Origin of the sequence: Fusobacterium perfoetens (assembly GCF_021531475.1) — a bacterium.
Taxonomy (GTDB): Bacteria; Fusobacteriota; Fusobacteriia; order Fusobacteriales; family Fusobacteriaceae; genus Fusobacterium_B.
In genome coordinates this window covers 1-19,044 of record NZ_JADYTX010000040.1, presented here as the reverse complement: position 1 = coordinate 19,044, position 19,044 = coordinate 1, and the positions used below count along the sequence as shown (strand labels likewise).

The following is a 19,044-nucleotide window of genomic DNA, read 5'->3' as shown; positions in this document are numbered from 1 at the left end:
TAGACATACATTACCAACTTTCTTATATTTTTTAATTTGTTGATAATATATATGTGTCCTTTATGGGTATCATATCATAACATGATTTCAGAGTAATTTTCTTTATCCGAATCATTCCCCTCGCTCTCCAAAAATATATCTAACTGGTCAATCATTCCTTGTGTAATTTCATATAATTTCAACTCTTGCATTTTGTCATTCCTCCATTATTTTTTATTTGTTAAATCATCAATAGTTCCAAGTGCTGTACCTATAACAATCAGAATACCACCTATAGCTCCAAGTCCTAACATAAAACTACTCCTCCTTTTGCTGTACAAAATAAAAAGCCAGCCTACTACATCTCTGTAAGCTGACTTAAAAATTCTTTTTCTCATATATGTGTAATACATTATATAATATATAATTATTTCAATTTTATTTCTTCTAAGGTTACTTCTTCATAAAATGGAAAAAATTTTTCAAATGCTCCTAAATTTATAGCATTTTCAAGTAAGTTGTCATCATAAAGATGTAAAAAATTTAGGCAATTTATAATATTAAAAATTAGTTTACTTTCTTTTTTTACTAAATAATGAAAAAGATATTTTAAATGCTTGTCTCCAAATTGTTTATTATTTCTCATTAAGGCATTATAATAAATTTGAAAATTTTTTTCAGAATTTTCTGAAATTTCTTCTTTATTTTCTTTTTTTAGAACTTGAGCTTCTATTGTAAAGTCTTTTTTGTCAATAGTGAATAAGTAATTTAATATTAATATTTTATAATATATTCCAGTTCTAAAAAGATTTGAAAAAGAAAAAGATTTAATATCTTCTAAATAATTATTTTGAAATAAATTTTTCTTTTCTGTTTTTCTTCCTGCTTTACGTTTGTTTTTTTCTTTTAAAGGTATTTCTATGACTTGAATAATTTTATATAAATTTTCTTCATATTCCGTTTTTTCTTTATTTTTTTCTAAATATTTTTTTATTTTTTTTAACACTTTTTTTTGATTAAAATTTTTTATTTTTTCTTCATATATTTCACTTCTAAGTTCTATTTCTAAGTCATATTTTGTCTTTAAAATATTATTAATATATTTTTCTCTAATTTTTTTATATGACATTTCTCTAATTTCGTTATATTCTTTGATAGGTTCATCGTTTATTCTAAGATTTTTTAATTTTTCTTCAAACATTATCAATAAAAATTCAATTTTTTTATTAAATAAAATCTCTTTTGTTTCAAAATCTGAAGATACTTTTTTTTTGATTTCAGCTGTTTCTGTTTTAAAATTTAAATAAATTGGAAAAATTTCTTTAATTTGCTCTTGTGTAATTAATATTTCGTCTCTACAACAAAATAAAAATAGTTTTAAAAAATTTTTTAATTTTTTGGGCGAAATACTTTGTAAGAAAATTCTAATATTTTTCTCTATAGGAGAAAAATCAATATATTTTGGTATACTTTCTTCTTCTGGTATAGTATCCATAAATAAATTAGGGTCATTATATTTTTCTAATTTTTTATAAAGATTTTTTACTTCAAAATTAGGTTCTTCTTTACATAAGAGCTGAATAATCCCTCTTTCATTGATATTGCAAATATGATAAATAAATTCTTCTATTATAAATATTTTATGTAAATCATTTTTAGAACTTAAATTATACTTTTCATATAAACTTAAGAATGGTTTTTTTAATAGATTATTTTTGGAGAAAACGAAAAGATCAAATTCATTTATAAAATTTAGAGTTTTAAAACTTATTTCAGATTTTTTTCCTTTTAAAATTTTTTCAAGAGTTTCCCTCATTTTCTTTACATAATTTTTATTTTTTTCTTTTAGTTTTGGAATTAAATTATTTAAATTCTTTATTTTCTCGTCGCATATTTCTGTTATAGTATCTTCATTTTTTTTAGGGATTTTAATTTTAAATTCTATTATTTTAGAACAAATTAACAAGGTCTTTAAGCATTCTTCAGCCTCCATATTTAATTTTAATCTATCTTCTGTTAAAAAGTTTATTATCTCATCATATTCTTCTGAGGTTAACTCATCTGCACGATGTGAAAATTCATGTTCTGAACCTATTTTGAAAAATATTTTTTCTAAATTATTTTTTACAATTTCTTTATTAATTTTTAAAATACCTTTTGGTTCAAATTCAAAAATTACTTTTCCTAATTCTTTTAAATCTATTTTTTTTAAATTTTCAAAAGACGTAAGTTTTGCTTTCTTTATTTTTTCAAAATTTTCTGGAATTTTTATCATATTTATTGGATATTCAAAATTAATAATTTTTTCTAAAATATAGAACTCATTTTCAACTGGATTATTAAAATCATAAAATAATTTCATAAATTCTCCTTAGTTTATTCATAAAAAATTTTTTTAATAAACCTAAATAGGTTTTTAATTATTAAATTTAATATTGATGATATTATGATTGTGTAAACAAGAAACAGACAGTCATGACTAGTAACAACACTTTAAATTATATGAAAAATTTTTCAAAAACTCAAATAATTCAGGAGGCAAAGAATGAAAAAAATGTTAGAAAAAATATATGATAGGAATTTTAGACATAAAGAATTTTTAAAAAGTGATTATAAAGATGATGAACCTAAGTATATAAAAATAATTCATGGGAAAGGAATATATTCTTTCAAAGATGGGATAATTTTTATTAACGATACACTTAAACAAGAAATATTAACTTCAGTAAATATAGAAAATGTTTCCTATTCTATGTTTGGAGAACATTGTATTAAAATTATACAAGAAGATGGAAGTCCTTTGTTGTTAGCTTTAAATGAGAAAGGCACAAATCAATTAGGATTTTTAAGACAAAATTTTCCAAGAGAAAGTACAACACCTATTATAAAAAAAGATATAAATATTCTAAAACCAGAACACCTTACTTTTTGTAAAGTGTCAGAGGGAAAAGACGAAATAATATTTGCTCTTAAAATTTCTAATTTAGAAGATATAAAAAGTTATTCTTTGGAAACTTTAAGGCGAATATATGAAGATATAAAACCGACAATCAGCAGATATTTTATTGATGGTTTGGACATTGGCAAAATTAAATATTTAAAAGAATTTGATACTTATGTAATTACTGAAATAGATGATTATGTTGAATATAACGGTATTGCAGATGGAATCGAACTCTCTTTTGAAAGTTTTTTAAATGGTAATTCTTTTTATCTGTATAAAAATAGAGCAATAAATCTTAAAGAATATAATTTTTTAAAAGGAGTGAAATAATATGGCAGGTAGAAAAAAAGCAGTAGAAGTAAAAAATATAGTAGGAGAAAATGTAATTCAGGAAATAGGAAAAAAAGAAATAATATCGAGGATTATTCCTATGAATGAAGTGATAAAAAGATTAAAAACAGAAGTAGTTTCATTTAAAGAGGTAGAAGAAGATAGTGAAACTATAGATATAATAAAAGGGGGTTCTTATCAAGAATGTTATATGAAATATTTAAGGGAAAAACCTCTTTATAAAAGAAGTACTCATACTTTAAATACAGTAGGATTATCAGAAGATAATACAATTTATTGCATAATGGGGACACTCATAGGAAATGTTGTATTGATAGAAAAAAATACAGGGGCATTTCGTGTTGGAGAAGCAGAGATGAGTAAATCCAGTATGACATCTTTAGTTTTTGCTAATGTTTCTACTGATAGCAATTTAAATAATTCTGTAATGACCAATTTAGAAAATGATTCAGAAGATAAAATAGAAGAAAATTCAATTTCTTCAAAACCAATGTTATTAGTTCGAGGAGGGATACCTACTGAACCATGGTTAAGAGGAAAAGAATTAAGTCTAAAAAATTATGATGAGCAAAAAGTAGAGAAAGTTCCTCTTGAGTATCCAACATTAGTATTTGAAGAAATAATGGGAATATCAGACATAGATAATACTATACAATATATTAAGCAAATAACAGAGAGTGGAAGATTTTTAAAACACAATCAAGTAATAACTAAAACAGAAACCTCTTTCTTATTTGTAGCTAATAATTATATGAAAGGATATAATTTACAAAGCTATACTTTGGATAAATTATTTTCTAGGTTACCAAAAATTTTCTTGGAAGATGAAGCAATATTTCACCGTTATCCATTTATTATTCCTCACTATAAAAAGACTTTTGGAGAAATAAAATTTGTGAATAACGATACAACAGGAATATACATAGAAGATTTTGCCAGAGTTCTTAAAGAGTTGAAAGAGAAAAAATGTCTGATAAACTTAGAAAAATATAATCTTAAAAACAGACAATTAAGAAATTTTTATAAAGGAATTTCTTCTTTCATAAAAATAGTATATCCGGAGTCAGTAATAAAAGAAAATGCGGTACCTGAATGGGTTATAGATGGAGTGTTTGAATTTGTAAAACATTTTAACAGCTTTACTTTAAACAAAGAAGTTTATAATCCGTTCAATACTAATTCAGCTAAATTTATTGCTGAAATGTCAGGGTTTTCCATTGAAAAGATAGAATGGGTTATGTTTGATGAAGAACGGATTTTAATTAAAAATTTTGGAGAAGATATTGTACATAAGATAGGACTTACAGGATATGGTATAGAGCAAAATATAAAAGAATATGCTTATTATCAAGAAAATCCTGAAAATATTTTAGATATAACATTTCTTAGTGAGGAAGGTAAACACATGAAACAAAAAGCTGAAGATTTATATTCTGAAGATATTATTTGGATTGGAGGAAATAAAAAGATAACTGATGATGATTTTAATAAATGGACAATTAAAAAAATAGAAGAAGGAAGTTTTAATGAACGTTTTGATATTTTTAAGGGAATACCTGATTTCTTTGTGAAAATAGCTGAAATAGAAACTAAAAGAATATTTCAGTGTAGTAATCCTCAAGTAACAAAAAAGAACTTTGTACTTATAGATGGAGAAATTAAATTTGTGAACTTTAGTAAGTTTATCAGAGAAGATAATGAAGAATAAACTATATATAATTAATTAGTAGGATTGGCTTAGAATATTTCCTAAGCCAGTTCTAAAGAATAAAAGGAGGATAATTTATGGAAAAGATTTTAACGGCAGAACAAGTAGCAACTTTATGTAAAGTAAGAGTAGGTAAAGCCTATCAAATAATAAGAGAACTTAACGAGGAATTGAAGAAAGAGGGATATATTACTATCAGAGGAAGAATTAATAAAGATTACCTCTTAAAAAGACTTGGTATTGAGGAGGTGGCATAATGCCTGTTTACAAGGAAGAAAATGGGACATGGAGAGCTAGATTTTATTATATTGACCATACAGGAAAGAGGAGAGAAACTCAAAAGAGAGGTTTTAAAAAGAAAAGTGAAGCCCAAGAATATGAAAGGGAGTTTTTGAGAAAGGCTCAATATAATATAGATATGACCTTTGAAAGTCTTGTAGTCCTCTATTTTGAGGACTTATCTACAAGGCTGAAAGAAAATACACTTGAAACGAAGAAGTATTTAATGGAGCTTAAAATAGCTCCATTTTTCAATAAATTAAAGCTGTCAGAAATAACTCCAAATACAATTCGTGCTTGGCAGAGAAAGATTTTGCAATACACTAATGAAAAGACAGGGAAAAAATACAGTCAGACTTATATAAAAACCATGAATAATCAGTTAGTAGCAATATTTAATTATGCTGTAAGGTTTTATAATCTTAAAGAAAATCCATGTCATAAGGCTGGTAGTATTGGAAAGAAAAATGCAGACGAAATGAATATATGGAGTATAGAAGAATTTAAGAAATTTATAAGTTCTGAAAAATTAATCAATCCGATAGCTAAAACAGGTTTTCAAACTTTATTCTGGACAGGGCTAAGAATTGGAGAACTTCTTGCTTTAACCAGAGAAGATATTGATTTAGAAAAGAAAACTCTTAGAGTGAATAAATCATATCAGCGGCTTAAAGGGAGAGATATAATTACCACACCTAAGACACCAAGAAGCAACAGAATAATAGAGATAAGTGACAACTTGGCAAATGTACTTGAAAATTATTTTGAAAAGTTGTATGATTTAAAAAAGAAAGATAGAATATTTCCATGTACTAAATATCTGTTTGAACATGAGATAAAGAGAATAGCAAAAGCTGAGAATATGGAAAGTATAAGACTTCATGATTTAAGACACAGCCATGCAAGTCTTTTGATACATTTAGGAGTTAATCCTGTGCTAATCAGTAAAAGATTGGGGCATGAAAAAGTGGAGACAACTCTTAATACATATTCACATATTTACCCAAATGCAAATATCAGTATGATGAATTTATTAAATGATATTTCAGCTAAAAAGTAAAAAAGTAGGACTACAAAATCCTACTTTTTTTGTTTTACGGCCATTTTGCGGCCAATTAGTTATAAAATTACTTTTATTTCTTTTAAAATAGCAATCTTATGCAATACAAGATACTATTCCCACTCGATAGTTGCAGGTGGTTTAGAAGAAATATCATAAGTTAATCTATTGATTCCTTTAACTTCGTTAATAATTCTATTAGAAACAACTTCTAAGAATTCATAAGGAAGTTTTGACCAAGTAGCAGTCATAAAGTCAATAGTGTTAGCAGATCTTAAAACTGCAGTATATTCATAAGTTCTGAAGTCTCCCATAACTCCAACAGATTTTACTGGTAATAAAACTACGAAAGCTTGGCTTACTTTATTATAAAGGTCAGCTTTTCTAAGTTCTTCAATAAATATTGCGTCAGCTTCTCTTAAGATATCAGCTTTTTCTTTAGAAACTTCTCCTAAAATTCTTATTCCAAGTCCTGGTCCTGGGAATGGGTGTCTATCGATCATATGATCAGGGATTCCTAATTCTCTTCCTACTTTTCTAACTTCGTCTTTGAATAATTCTCTTAATGGTTCAAGTAAAGTGAATTTCATATCTTCAGGAAGTCCACCAACATTGTGGTGAGATTTAATTGTCATTGAAGGTCCTTTTACAGATTGAGATTCAATAACGTCTGGATAGATAGTTCCTTGAGCAAGGAAAGTAACATCAGTTAATTTAGAAGCTTCTTCATTGAATACTTCGATAAATTCTTTTCCAATTATTTTTCTTTTTGCTTCAGGGTCTGATACACCAGCTAATTTAGAAAGGAATCTTTCTTCAGCGTTTACGCATTTGATGTTCATATGGAAATTTTCTCCGTAAACTTCCATAACAGTTTTAGCTTCGTCTTTTCTTAAAAGACCAGTATCAACGAAGATACAAGTTAATTGATCTCCGATTGCTCTATGGATAAGAGTAGCCGCAACAGAAGAGTCAACTCCTCCAGAAAGTCCAAGTAAAACTTTTTTATCTCCAACAGTAGCTTTTATATTTTTTACAGTTTCTTCAATATAGTTGTTCATATTCCAGTTTTGTTCACATTTAGCTATATTGAAAACAAAGTTTTTATATATTTCTTTTCCATATTCAGAGTGAGTAACTTCTGGGTGGAATTGTACGCAGTAGATATTTTTTTCTTTATTGCAACAAGTTGCGATACAAGAATCTGTGTGAGCGATTTGTTCAAATCCAGGTGCCATTTTAACAACATGGTCTTGGTGGCTCATCCAAACTTGAGAATTGTTAGGGATTCCTTCGAATAAAGGATTTTCAGCTTCGTCAAGAACTAAGATAGCTTTTCCGAATTCTTGTTTTTCAGCAGCTTCAACTTTTCCTCCTAAAAGGTGGTTAGTAAGTTGCATTCCGTAACAAACTGCAAGAACTGGGATACCTAAATCGTAAAGAGCTTTGTCAATCATATAAGCATCTTCTAAATAAACAGATGCAGGTCCACCAGAAAGGATAATTCCTTTAGGTTCTCTTTCTTTTATTTTTTCAAGAGGTTCATAGTAAGGAACTATTTCAGCGTAAACCCCCATTTCTCTAATTCTTCTTGCAATTAATTGGTTGTATTGAGAACCAAAGTCAAGAATAACGATACTATTTTTTTTCATCTTACCTCCATATAAAATTAAAATTTAATAAAAAATTATTATAAATTACTAGAATGGAAACTCATCGTCGTCCATACTAGATATTCCAGATGGAACAGGTTCTGGAGTATGATCCATATTAGCATAAGGATCGTCCATATTATTAGAAGATGTTGCATTTTTTGATTCTAAGAATTCTATATTATTTACAAGTACATCATAAGAAGTTCTTTTTTCTCCATTTACTTCATATCTATTCATTTGTAGAGAACCTTGAACACCAACTTTTCTACCTTTTCTTAAATATTCGCCAATAAGTTCAGCAGTTTTTCCAAAAGCTACGCAGTTGATAAAATCAGCTTCACCTTTTTGGAAAGGTCTATCAACGGCTAAAGAAAATCTAGAATAAGCTTTTCCGCTTTGTCCATATTTTAATTCAGGATCTCTAGTTAATCTTCCAGTTAAAACAACTAAGTTCATAAAAAACCTCCTGTTTATATATTTATTTTATTCTACCTTTAATTATAACAAAAAAAAATAATATTGACAAGAATTTTAAAGAATAAGAAATAAAAAAAGATAAAACCTAATAAAGATTTTATGAAAAAAAATGTAAGATATGATATAATATTATGCGTAAAATTAAAAAAATTAATAGGAGGAAAGAATGAAAAAAATCGTTTTACTAGATACAAGTGCTATTATGTATAGAGCCTTTTATGCAAATATGAATTTTAGAACAAAAGATGAACCAACGGGGGCTGTTTATGGATTTACTAATATGTTGCTTAGTATCATAAAAGAATTTTCTCCTGATTATATTTGTGCTGCTCAAGATGTAAAGAGAGCTACATTAAAAAGAAGTGCTATCTATGAGGAGTACAAAAAAAATAGAGATGCAGTGCCGGAAGATTTATTAAGACAAATTCCAAGAATAGAGGAAGTTCTTGATTCTTTTGGAATTAAAAGATTTAAAATAGATGGATATGAAGCTGATGATGTAATGGGAACTATTTCTAAAAAGTTCTCAAAAGATGGTTATGAAATATATATTGTTACGGGAGATAAAGATTTAGCTCAACTTGTAGATGAAAATATAAATATCGCTCTTATGGGAAAAGGTGACGACGGAGGATTTAAAATTTTATCTACTGATGAAGATGTTGTTGATTATCTTGGAGTTGTACCTAATATGATACCGGATTTATTTGGTCTTATAGGAGATTCAAGTGACGGTATTCCAGGAGTTAGAAAAGTTGGAGAAAAAAAAGCTATACCAATGCTTGAGAAATATAAAAATCTTGAGGGGATTTATGAAAATGTAGATTCTTTAAAAGAGATAAGCGGAATAGGACCGGGGCTTATAAGAAATATAAAAGAGGATAAAGAGATAGCTTTTTTAAGTAGAGAACTAGCTACTATTGAAAAAAATATCCCTCTTGACATAGAAATTTCACAAATATCATATAAAATAGACAACGTCAAACTTTTGGAACTTTTTAAAGTTTTAGGTTTTAAAGCTTTAATAAAAAGAATGAATCTACAAGAAGAAGTTGTTGAAACTAAAGAAAACAATCAACTAGGACTTTTTGCAGAAATTCCAAAAGTGGTTAGAGCAAGTGAGATTTTAGTTGTAGATAGTGATGAAAAATTTAAAAATCTTGTGGAAGAGATAAAAAAAGAGGAGGAGGTATTTTTCTATACAGAAAATATAGGAATGGCTTTCTCAACTGCAAAACAAGATTACTATGTACCATTTGGACATAATCTAAAACTAGGTGCAAATTATCAAAATTATTCAAAAGAAAAATTAAATGAAATTTTCTCAATGGATAAAAAATTTATAACTTATGATTTTAAAAATGTAATAAAAAATATTTATAAAATCACTACTTCAAATATCGAGTTTGATATGATGCTTGGACAACATCTAAAAACTGCTCAAACAAAAGAGGGGATAGAAATACTTGCAAATGAAGAGGGAATAGAAATTCAAAGTTATGCTGATTTATTTGGAAAAGAGTTAAAAGAAAATCTTGATATAGAATCTTATGGAAAATATCTATGTAGATTATCTAATCTTTTACAAGAGATTTATCCAAGTCTTAAAGAGGATTTAGAAGAAAAAAATCTTATAAAAAATTTAAAAGAAACAGAGATACCTTTAATAGAAGTATTAGCGTCAATGGAAGAAAAAGGGATAGCTATTGACCCTAGATATTTTGAAAATTATAGTGTAGAGCTTGCAAGTTTTATAGATGAACTTGAAAATAAAATCTATGAAGTTGCTGGGGAAAAATTTAATATAAATTCTCCAAAACAACTTTCTGAAATTTTATTCTTTAAATTGAATATTCCACCTGTTAAAAAGACAAAAAGTGGATATTCTACAGATGTTGGAGTTTTGGAATACTTAAAAAACCAAGGGGAAAAAATAGCTGAGTATATATTGGAATATAGAAAATTTGCAAAATTAAAATCAACTTATGTAGATGCTCTTTTAAAAGTAAGAGATAGAGAAAATAGAATACACACTACTTTTAATCAAAGTGGAACAGCTACTGGAAGACTTTCATCATCAGATCCAAATCTTCAAAATATTCCTGTAAAAACAGATGAGGGAATGAAAATAAGAGAGGGATTTGTAGCAAGAGATGGTTATAAAATTCTTGGAATTGACTATTCTCAAATAGAACTTAGAGTTTTAGGAGAGATGTCAGGTGATGAAAATTTAATAGATGCTTATGCAAAAAATGAAGATTTACACAGTTTAACTGCTAGAAAGATTTTTGGACTTCCAAAAGGTAGCAGAGTAACAAGAGAAGAAAGAACAGTTGCTAAAACTATAAATTTTAGCGTTATTTATGGAAAAACACCTTTTGGACTTGCTAATGAACTTAAAATTACTCAAGGGGAGGCAAAAGAGTATATTGAAAAATATTTTGCTGAATATCCAAAAGTAAAAGAGTTTGAACGTCAGATAGTAGAAGTTGCAGAAAAAAAAGGTTATGTGGAAACATATTTTGGCAGAAGAAGATGGATTGATGGAATAAATTCTAAAAATAAAAATATAAAAAGTCAAGGGGAAAGAATGGCTGTTAATACAGTTATTCAAGGGACTGCTGCTGAAATTATAAAAAAAGCTATGATAAGTATCTATAATATTTTAAAAGATAAAGGGGATATAGATATGCTTTTACAAGTTCACGACGAACTTATTTTTGAGGTAAAAGAGGAAAAAGTAGATTATTATAGAGAGCTTATAGAAAATATAATGAAAAATAGTGTGGACTTTAAAAATGTCCATTTAGAAGTTAATAGCGCTGTAGGAAAAAATTGGGCAGAGGCTAAATAATAAGAGATAGAGAAAGGGGTGTAAAATGTCCTATACTTCTCAAGTAAAAACAGAGATAATAAAAAAATCAATTTATACAACAAAGGAAAAGATAGCAGAGCTTAGAGGAATTTTAGATGTTAAAAATGCTATTCAAAATAATAAAATAGAATTTAAACTGGAGAGTATCGAGCTTGCCAATAGAGTTTATGGACTTTTAAAAGAGGTCACAGAATTAAAACTAAGTGTAAAATATTCTATTAGTATGAATTTTGGTGAGCATAGAGTATATATAATAACTATTGAAAAACAAAATGGATATAATGATTTTATTCAGATGTTAGAGGGATTTCGTGGAGAAGAAATAGAGCAAGATGAAGAGAGAGTAGCTGGGTTTATAAGAGGATTATTTCTATCTACTGGTTATGTAAAACCACCTGAAAAGGAATATGCAATGGATTTTTTCATAGATGATGAAGAGATGGCAGATGAACTTTATAGAATTCTTTTAAACTTAGGGAAAAAAGTTTCTAAAACTAAAAAAAGAAATAAAAATTTAGTTTATTTAAGAAACTGCGAAGATATAATGGACGTTTTGGTAATGATAGGTTCTATCAAAGAGTTTTATAAATATGAAGAGATAACGATGATGAAAGATTTAAAAAATAAAACTATAAGAGAGATGAACTGGGAAGTTGCCAATGAAACCAAAGCTCTTAATACAGGGATAAAACAGATAAAAATGATAAATTATATTGGAAAAGTTATGGGGATAAATAAACTTTCATCAGTTTTGGAGGAGGTAGCTTTTTTAAGACTTCAAAATCCAGAAAGCTCTCTTCAAGAACTTGCTGATATGATAGGAATTTCCAAATCAGGTATAAGAAATAGATTTAGAAGAATAGAAGAAGTTTATAATCAATTAGTTGAAGAAAATAAGGAGTAAATAGAGTTTCAATGAAAGTAATAGTTGATATACAAAAAAGTGAAGAAAGATTAAAAAATAGCTATGTGGCTCTTGGAACTTTTGACGGAGTTCATAGAGGACACAGAGTTTTGATAAATAGTGCTATAGAGGAAGCTAAAAAAAACGGGGGAATATCAGTAGTTTATACTTTTTTAAACCATCCATTAGAAATAATAGCTCCAGAGAGAGTTCCTAAAATGATAAACACTATCGATGAAAAGTTAAGACTTTTAGAAGAGATGGGTGTTGATTATGTAGTTTTACAAACTTTTGATGAAAAGTATGCGGAAACTTCAAAAGAGGAATTTATTGACAAAATTTTAATTGAATATTTAGGAGCTAAAGAAATTTTTGTAGGATTTAATTATACTTTTGCTGAAAAAGGAAGTGGAAACGTAGAATACTTAAGAAAAGTTGCTCCTAAAAAAGGCATAAAACTTAATGAAATTAAAGCTATTGAATATAAAGGGCAGGTACTAAGCTCAACTCTTATTAGAAAATTTATATTAGAGGGAAAAATCGAAGAAGCTAATATGTTTTTAGGAAGACCATTTTTTATCTCTGGAGAAGTAGAACATGGGAAAAAACTTGGAAGAGTATTGGGATTTCCAACAGCAAACTTAAAGGTTGTAAATAAAGTTTATCCCCCTTTTGGAATATTTGGAGGGACAGTTTTAATCGAGGGTGAAAAAGAAAAATATAATGCAGTTGTAAATATTGGAAAAAATCCTACATTAAAACCGGGAGAATTAAGTGTAGAGGTACATATCCTAGATTTTAATAGGGATATTTATGGAAAAAAAATCGATGTTAGTATAGAAAAACATCTAAGAGACGAGAAAAAATTCGGTTCTATGGAAGAACTAAGACAAGGAATAAGAAATGATGTTGAAAACTGGAGAAAAATTTCAAACAGAAAATAATATAGAAAATATGCCAAAGGAGATTGCAACTCAAAAGGATATAGTTTTAAAACTTGATAATTTTGAAGGACCTTTAGAACTTTTGGTGTATCTAATAGAAAAAAAGAAGATGAAAATCTCTGAGATAAAAATAACCCAGATTATAGATGAATATCTAGCTATCTTAGATGCAAGCAAAAGAGATCATCTTGATATAAAGGTAGAGTTTGTGTTGATAGCAACAGAACTTCTTGAGATAAAAGCTTTCTCAATACTTAATCTTGAAAAAGAGAGACAATCTGAAAAAGATTTAAAACGTAGATTGGAAGAATATAAGATTTTCAAAGAGGTAACCCAAGAGGTTTCAAAATTAGAAAATGAATTTAATATAAGTTATACAAAAAAAGAGGGAAGAAAGATAACAAAAGTTTCTTCTAAAGAGTATAATTTAGACTCTCTTACTTTAGATGATATTTATGAGAGCTATAAGAAATATCTTTCAAAACAAAGCTCTGATATAATGGAGATAAAATATGAGAGAACTTATACTTTAGAAGATGAGTTGGAAAAATTAAAAATATTTATTTACAATGATAAAAAAAATTTAGAGGAGATATTTGAGAGAGCTGAAAATAGAATGCATTTGGTTTATATATTCTTGGCGATTTTAGATGCTTATAAAGAGGGAATTTTCGATATACTGAAAATCGAAGAAAAAATATATATAACGAAAATGAACTAAGTAGTTTGGAGGAAATTAATTAATGTTTAAAAGTGGAATTTTAGTAATGATAGTTACTTTGATAAGTAGAGTTTTAGGGCTTGGAAGAAGTATGGTAGTGGCTTATTATTTTGGAGCTAATGCAGCCACTGACGCTTTTTTTAGTGCTTTTAAGATAAGTAACTTTTTTAGACAGCTATTGGGAGAGGGAGCATTGGGAACATCTTTTATCCCACTTTATAACGAAAAAGTAAAAGAAGAGGGAGAGGAAGAGGGAAGAAAATTTATCTTCTCTATCTTAAATATACTTTTTATTTTTTCCATAGTTATTTCAATACTTATGATAGTTTTTTCAGATCAAGTTATTTCTTTGATAGTTAATGGATTTTCTGCTGAAACAAAACATATGGCAGCAGGACTTTTAGAAATAATGTCATCTTATTTTATTTTGATTGCCCTTGCTGGAATGATTGGAGCTATACTTAATAATTTTAAAATATTTGTAGTCCCAGCCTCAACAGCGATATTTTTTAACTTGGCAACTTTAGGGTCAGCAATATTTTTCGGGAGAAAATATGGAATAAAAGCTATGGCTTATGGAGTTTTAGTAGGTGGAGTACTGCAACTTTTGATACAACTTCCACAATTTTTTGCTAAAACAAAAGGTTATAGTCTAAAAATTTATTGGAAAGATAGATATTTAAAAAGACTTTTTTATATGATGTTGCCAATGCTTGTAGGAATAGTTGCAAGACAATTTAATACAATAGTTGACCAATTTTTTGCATCATATCTTGAGGCAGGAGGAATATCAGCTCTTGAAAATGCCACAAGACTTTATACTTTACCAATAGGAGTTTTTGGAATATCAGTTTCAACAGTAGTTTATCCAACTCTTTCAAAAAAAATAGTCGATAAAGATTTTAAAGGGGTAGAGGATAATTTATTGAAAGGATTAAATATTTTACTATTTTTAATCATACCTTGTATGATGGTATTTTGTTTTTATTCTAAAGAGGTTGTAAAATTTTTATTTGGATATGGAAACTTTAATGAGAGAGCTATTATGATAACAGCAGAATCACTGTTTTTCTATTCAGTTGGACTTTATTTCTATAATGCTATCCACGTTTTAACTAGAGCCTTTTATGGCATGAAAAATAGTAAAGACCCTGTAAAATTTTCTATTATTTCAATAGTTATAAATATTGTTTTAAATATGCTACTTATAAAACCAATGGCTTATAAAGGGCTTGCTCTCGCAACATCAGTAGCAGCAATAGTTAATTTCTCTCTTCTTTTATATACTTTTAAGAAAAAATATATTGATTTTAAAATGAGAAGAACAATAATTTTTGCAATAAAAGTTATAGTTTCATCACTGATTGCTGTGGCAGTAAGCTTTGGTATTGGAAATCTTATTTTAAAACTTATTGTATTTTCAATAGTTTATATAGTTCTTTGGGCTTATCCAATCTATAAAAAAAGGCTAGAGGTATTTTAATGGGGACTACCAATTATAAAATATATACCCCTTATAGATATTCAAAAGAAATAACAAAAGAGGCTTTTAGAAAATATTTTAAAAAAGATTATTCAAAGGAAAAGTTAAAGAATTTAAGAATGATAGATCTATCATCTGGAACAGGAAATCTTCTTTGTATAGCTCTAGAAAAACTTATAAAACTTTCTAAAAAAGTTTTTGGTGAATATAAATACTATGAAAATTGGATAACTGCTTATGATTTAGATAAAAAAGCATTGGACAAATATAGAGAGAATGTAGAAAATATTTTAAAAAAATATAACCTTTCAGGAGAGATAAAACTCTCTCTAAATGATAGTTTAAAAACAGATATAAAAGAAAGATATAACATAGTTTTAGGAAACCCACCATACATTGGAGAAAAAAATAATAAAAATATCTTTGCTGAGATAAAAGAAACTGATTTTGGTAAAAAATATTATCAGAGTAAGATGGATTATTTTTATTTTTTTATTGAAAAGGGTGCAGATATATTAGAAGAAAATGGTATCTTGTCATATATAGTGACAAATTATTGGCTAAAAGCCGATAGTGCCACAATCCTTAGGGAAAAATTAAAGTCAGAGGGAGAGTATCTTTATATAAATAATTTTAACTCCTCTGTATTTAAAGATGCAGACGGTCAACATAATATGATTTTTACTTGGAGAAAAAGTAAAAACAACGAAAGATGTCTTATAAAAAACTTTTCCCTTGATGAGAAAAACTTTAAACTTGATAAAACAGATGTAAAACAAGTTATGGAAGAATTTTATCTAAAAAATGCAGAGCTTTATGATAGTAAAGGGAATATAATTCTAACAAATATTGAAAATAAAAAATTATCAGAAAAGATACTTGAAAAATCTAATTTTAGATTGGGAGAGATTTTAAATATCAATCAAGGGATAATATCTGGATATGATAAAGCTTTTGTTTTTAGTGAATTTCCAAAAGAGTATGAAGAATATATTAAACCATTTTATAAAAGTAAGGATATTTTTAAATATTCTTCAAAGGAAAAAAATGATTTTTGGATATTATATCTTGATAGAAAGGTAAAACCCAATGAAAAACTCTTAAATTATTTGGAGGATTATCAAGAAAAATTAAAAAATAGAAGAGAAGTTAAAAGCGATAGAATAAAATGGTGGGAACTTCAGTGGGGTAGAGATAGAGAGATATTCTCTGGAGAAAAGATAGTAGTCAGACAAAGATGTAAAACAAATATATTTGCTTATAGTAACGGAGATTTTTTTGGAAGTGCTGATATATATTATCTTTCACCTAAAAATAGAGAGATAGATATTTTTTATCTTTTAGGTTATCTTAACTCAGAAATTTTTTATAAATGGTATAGAATAAATGGAAAATCTAAAGGATATAATTTAGAATTTTATTCAACACCTCTTAAAGAAACACCAATATTTTATCCACATAATATAGAGGAGATAAAATATATTTCAAATCTTGTAAAAAAACAAGTTAAAAATTATTCAGAGGAAATTCAAAGGGAAATAGAAGAATACTTTTCATATACCTACAGTATTTAAAATAAAGAGAGATAAAAAATAAAAAAGTAGTAATGAAAAAGAAATTATGATATAATTATTAGGTTATAGAATAAATATGTTTATAATTTTTTAATATATATAAGGAAGTGATAAATGAACAAGCTAGAAAAATTTAGAGAGTTAGGATTAAGTGATAAAACACTTAAAGCTCTATCAAAAAAGGGATTTGAAGAACCAAGTCCAATACAAGCCCTAACAATCCCAGTATTATTAAAGGGAGAAAAAGACGTTATAGGTCAAGCACAAACAGGAACAGGAAAAACTGCAGCATTTGCTTTACCAATTTTGGAAAAAATAGAAAAAAGTACAGGAAAAATAAGAGCCATAATTCTTGCACCAACTAGAGAACTTGCAATCCAAGTGGCAGAGGAAACAAACTCTTTTGCTTTTGGAAGAAATTTAAAAGTTGTACCAGTTTATGGGGGACAATCAATAGAACTTCAAATCAGACAAGTTAAAAAAGGTGTTGATATTGTTGTAGGAACTCCGGGAAGGGTTTTGGATTTAATAGATAGAAAACTTTTAAAACTAGATGAGATAGATTATTTTATCTTAGACGAAGCTGACGAAATGCTTAATATGGGATTTATCGAAGACATTGAAAAAATATTAAGTTTTACAAAGGCTGATAAAAGAATGCTTTTCTTCTCAGCTACAATGCCAAAAGAGATTTTAAAAATTGCTGAAACTCATATGAGACCTGGATATGAAGTTTTAAAAGTAGAAACAAAAGAACTTACTACAAATTTAACAGACCAAATTTATTTTGAGGTAAAACAAAAGGATAAATTTGAAGCTCTTTGTAGAATTATAGATTTAGAACCAGATTTTTACGGAATAGTTTTCTGTAGAACAAAAAATGATGCTAATGAACTTGCAGGAAAATTAAACGATAGAGGTTATGATGCAGGGGAGTTACACGGAGATATAACTCAAAATTATAGAGAAACTATCTTAAAAAGATTTAAAGAGAAAAAATTAACAATTCTTGTGGCAACAGACGTAGCTGCTAGAGGAATAGACGTAAATGATCTAACTCACGTTGTAAACTATTCAGTTCCTCAAGAGGCTGAAAGTTATGTTCACAGAATTGGAAGAACAGGAAGAGCTGGAAAAGAGGGAACAGCTATTACTTTTATAACTCCATCTGAGTATAAAAGACTTCTTCAAATCAAAAGAATAACAAAAACAGATATAAGAAAAGAAAAAGTACCTGGAATAAAAGATGTAATAATTTCAAGAAAATTCAGAATAAAAGAAAGTGTTGTAAATGAGATTAACGAAGGAGATATCCAAGGATTTACAGATATGGCAAAAGAGCTACTAAAAGTAGGAACTCCTGAAGAAATTATCGCATCACTTCTAAAAATAAACTATGAAGATGTATTAGATAGTTCAAACTACAATGAAATAGAGGAAGCGACAGTAGATAGAGCTGGAAAAACAAGACTTTTCATAGCACTTGGAAGAGTGGATAAAGTTACACCTAAAAAGATAGTGGATTTAATTGCAAAAGAATCTAAAATAGATAGAGATAAAATTAAAAATGTAGAGGTTTATGAAAACTTCTCATTTATGAATGTACCTTTTGCTGAGGCTGAGTATATATTAGATATATTTAAGAAACAAAAGAAAGGAAGAAAACCTTTAGTAGAAAAAGCAAAAATAAAATCTGATGAAAAACAAGAGGAGGCTACTCCAGCAAAAAGAGGAAGAAAGCCAAAAGACACAACAACTGAAACAAAAGAAAATAAAAAGAAAAAAGCCACAAAAGAGGCAGTAGAAACTGTTGCTGAAAAACCAAAAAGAGGTAGAAAAAAGAAGTCAGAAGGCAGTACAAGTAAATAATAAATAGATGTTACTCCTTTTTATATAGAAGATATTTAGAAAGGAGTATTTTTATAATAATTTAGGAGAATTGATGAAAGAAATCTTAATAAACGCAAAGAATAAAATAAAAGAAATTTATCAAGTGCAATCAAAAAAAATAAAAAATATCTATTTGGAAAAATCTCCAAAAGTAAAAAAATTTTTTGAGGGACAATATGAAAAAATAAAAAATATTGACT

14 protein-coding genes are annotated in these 19,044 nt (G+C 27.4%); 11 read left to right on the top strand and 3 right to left on the bottom strand.

From position 1 onward, the window contains the following. Window positions 1–406 precede the first annotated feature (406 nt). Window positions 407–2,341, bottom strand: a complete 1,935-nt coding sequence (locus I6E15_RS08650; protein WP_235247414.1) for a hypothetical protein — start codon at window positions 2,339–2,341, stop codon at window positions 407–409. A gap of 183 nt (window positions 2,342–2,524) precedes the next feature. Here I6E15_RS08650 and I6E15_RS08645 point away from each other — a divergent pair, with 183 nt between their 5' ends. The 4 genes from I6E15_RS08645 (at window position 2,525) to I6E15_RS08630 (ending at window position 6,321) form a co-directional block, all read left to right on the top strand. After that, window positions 2,525–3,253: a hypothetical protein gene (locus I6E15_RS08645; protein ID WP_235247413.1), complete on the top strand. Its 729-nt coding sequence runs from the start codon at window positions 2,525–2,527 to the stop codon at window positions 3,251–3,253. Window position 3,254: 1 nt separating this feature from the next. Continuing rightward, on the top strand, window positions 3,255–4,982 hold the full coding sequence (locus tag I6E15_RS08640; protein ID WP_235247412.1) for a BREX system Lon protease-like protein BrxL: 1,728 nt from the start codon (window positions 3,255–3,257) through the stop codon (window positions 4,980–4,982). A 77-nt stretch (window positions 4,983–5,059) separates the two neighbouring features. Next, window positions 5,060–5,239 carry a transcriptional regulator gene (locus tag I6E15_RS08635; protein WP_235247411.1) on the top strand — a complete coding sequence of 60 codons (180 nt, stop codon included), beginning with the start codon at window positions 5,060–5,062 and terminating at the stop codon, window positions 5,237–5,239. Continuing rightward, the gene (locus tag I6E15_RS08630) at window positions 5,239–6,321 is read left to right on the top strand and encodes a site-specific integrase (RefSeq protein WP_235247410.1); all 1,083 of its coding nucleotides are present in this window, start codon (window positions 5,239–5,241) and stop codon (window positions 6,319–6,321) included. Before I6E15_RS08635 ends, I6E15_RS08630 begins: the two co-directional genes overlap by 1 nt. Window positions 6,322–6,434: 113 nt before the next feature. Here the strand turns inward: I6E15_RS08630 and guaA are convergent, their stop codons facing one another. Both guaA and I6E15_RS08620 read right to left on the bottom strand, forming a co-directional pair. Further along, complete coding sequence (gene guaA / locus I6E15_RS08625) at window positions 6,435–7,973, bottom strand: glutamine-hydrolyzing GMP synthase (protein WP_235247409.1); 1,539 nt, start codon at window positions 7,971–7,973, stop codon at window positions 6,435–6,437. A gap of 48 nt (window positions 7,974–8,021) precedes the next feature. Beyond that, window positions 8,022–8,432, bottom strand: coding sequence for a single-stranded DNA-binding protein (locus I6E15_RS08620; RefSeq protein ID WP_235247408.1), 411 nt, complete (start codon window positions 8,430–8,432; stop codon window positions 8,022–8,024). 187 nt (window positions 8,433–8,619) lie between these two features. On the opposite strand from I6E15_RS08620, the gene polA reads away from it, so the two are divergent. The 7 genes from polA to I6E15_RS08585 all read left to right on the top strand — a co-directional run bounded on the left by polA (window position 8,620) and on the right by I6E15_RS08585 (window position 18,823). After that, window positions 8,620–11,307, top strand: coding sequence for a DNA polymerase I (polA, locus tag I6E15_RS08615; protein WP_235247407.1), 2,688 nt, complete (start codon window positions 8,620–8,622; stop codon window positions 11,305–11,307). A gap of 25 nt (window positions 11,308–11,332) precedes the next feature. Further along, the gene (gene whiA, locus I6E15_RS08610; protein ID WP_177161045.1) at window positions 11,333–12,232 is read left to right on the top strand and encodes a DNA-binding protein WhiA; all 900 of its coding nucleotides are present in this window, start codon (window positions 11,333–11,335) and stop codon (window positions 12,230–12,232) included. A gap of 11 nt (window positions 12,233–12,243) precedes the next feature. After that, window positions 12,244–13,176 (top strand): bifunctional riboflavin kinase/FAD synthetase, encoded by a 933-nt coding sequence (locus I6E15_RS08605; RefSeq protein ID WP_235247406.1) that lies wholly within the window; start codon window positions 12,244–12,246, stop codon window positions 13,174–13,176. After that, window positions 13,136–13,897, top strand: coding sequence for a segregation and condensation protein A (locus I6E15_RS08600; RefSeq protein ID WP_235247405.1), 762 nt, complete (start codon window positions 13,136–13,138; stop codon window positions 13,895–13,897). The genes I6E15_RS08605 and I6E15_RS08600 overlap by 41 nt, the downstream gene beginning before the upstream one ends. A 22-nt stretch (window positions 13,898–13,919) precedes the next feature. Beyond that, window positions 13,920–15,380, top strand: a complete 1,461-nt coding sequence (gene murJ / locus I6E15_RS08595; protein WP_235247404.1) for a murein biosynthesis integral membrane protein MurJ — start codon at window positions 13,920–13,922, stop codon at window positions 15,378–15,380. After that, entirely contained in the window at window positions 15,380–16,954 is a 1,575-nt protein-coding gene (locus tag I6E15_RS08590) for an Eco57I restriction-modification methylase domain-containing protein (protein ID WP_235247403.1), read from the top strand. Before murJ ends, I6E15_RS08590 begins: the two co-directional genes overlap by 1 nt. A gap of 114 nt (window positions 16,955–17,068) precedes the next feature. Continuing rightward, window positions 17,069–18,823, top strand: coding sequence for a DEAD/DEAH box helicase (locus I6E15_RS08585; protein ID WP_235247402.1), 1,755 nt, complete (start codon window positions 17,069–17,071; stop codon window positions 18,821–18,823). Window positions 18,824–19,044: the final 221 nt, after the last annotated feature.

What these genes read in the sequence shown, in the direction of transcription:
- polA (WP_235247407.1), top strand. Translation starts at nt 8,620, where the DNA reads ATGAAAAAAATCGTTTTACTAGATACAAGTGCTATTATGTATAGAGCC.
- I6E15_RS08585 (WP_235247402.1), top strand. Translation starts at nt 17,069, where the DNA reads ATGAACAAGCTAGAAAAATTTAGAGAGTTAGGATTAAGTGATAAAACA.
- I6E15_RS08620 (WP_235247408.1), bottom strand. Translation starts at nt 8,432, where the DNA reads ATGAACTTAGTTGTTTTAACTGGAAGATTAACTAGAGATCCTGAATTA.
- I6E15_RS08635 (WP_235247411.1), top strand. Translation starts at nt 5,060, where the DNA reads ATGGAAAAGATTTTAACGGCAGAACAAGTAGCAACTTTATGTAAAGTA.
- murJ (WP_235247404.1), top strand. Translation starts at nt 13,920, where the DNA reads ATGTTTAAAAGTGGAATTTTAGTAATGATAGTTACTTTGATAAGTAGA.
- whiA (WP_177161045.1), top strand. Translation starts at nt 11,333, where the DNA reads ATGTCCTATACTTCTCAAGTAAAAACAGAGATAATAAAAAAATCAATT.
- I6E15_RS08605 (WP_235247406.1), top strand. Translation starts at nt 12,244, where the DNA reads ATGAAAGTAATAGTTGATATACAAAAAAGTGAAGAAAGATTAAAAAAT.
- I6E15_RS08640 (WP_235247412.1), top strand. Translation starts at nt 3,255, where the DNA reads ATGGCAGGTAGAAAAAAAGCAGTAGAAGTAAAAAATATAGTAGGAGAA.
- I6E15_RS08645 (WP_235247413.1), top strand. Translation starts at nt 2,525, where the DNA reads ATGAAAAAAATGTTAGAAAAAATATATGATAGGAATTTTAGACATAAA.
- I6E15_RS08630 (WP_235247410.1), top strand. Translation starts at nt 5,239, where the DNA reads ATGCCTGTTTACAAGGAAGAAAATGGGACATGGAGAGCTAGATTTTAT.
- I6E15_RS08650 (WP_235247414.1), bottom strand. Translation starts at nt 2,341, where the DNA reads ATGAAATTATTTTATGATTTTAATAATCCAGTTGAAAATGAGTTCTAT.
- guaA (WP_235247409.1), bottom strand. Translation starts at nt 7,973, where the DNA reads ATGAAAAAAAATAGTATCGTTATTCTTGACTTTGGTTCTCAATACAAC.
- I6E15_RS08590 (WP_235247403.1), top strand. Translation starts at nt 15,380, where the DNA reads ATGGGGACTACCAATTATAAAATATATACCCCTTATAGATATTCAAAA.
- I6E15_RS08600 (WP_235247405.1), top strand. Translation starts at nt 13,136, where the DNA reads ATGATGTTGAAAACTGGAGAAAAATTTCAAACAGAAAATAATATAGAA.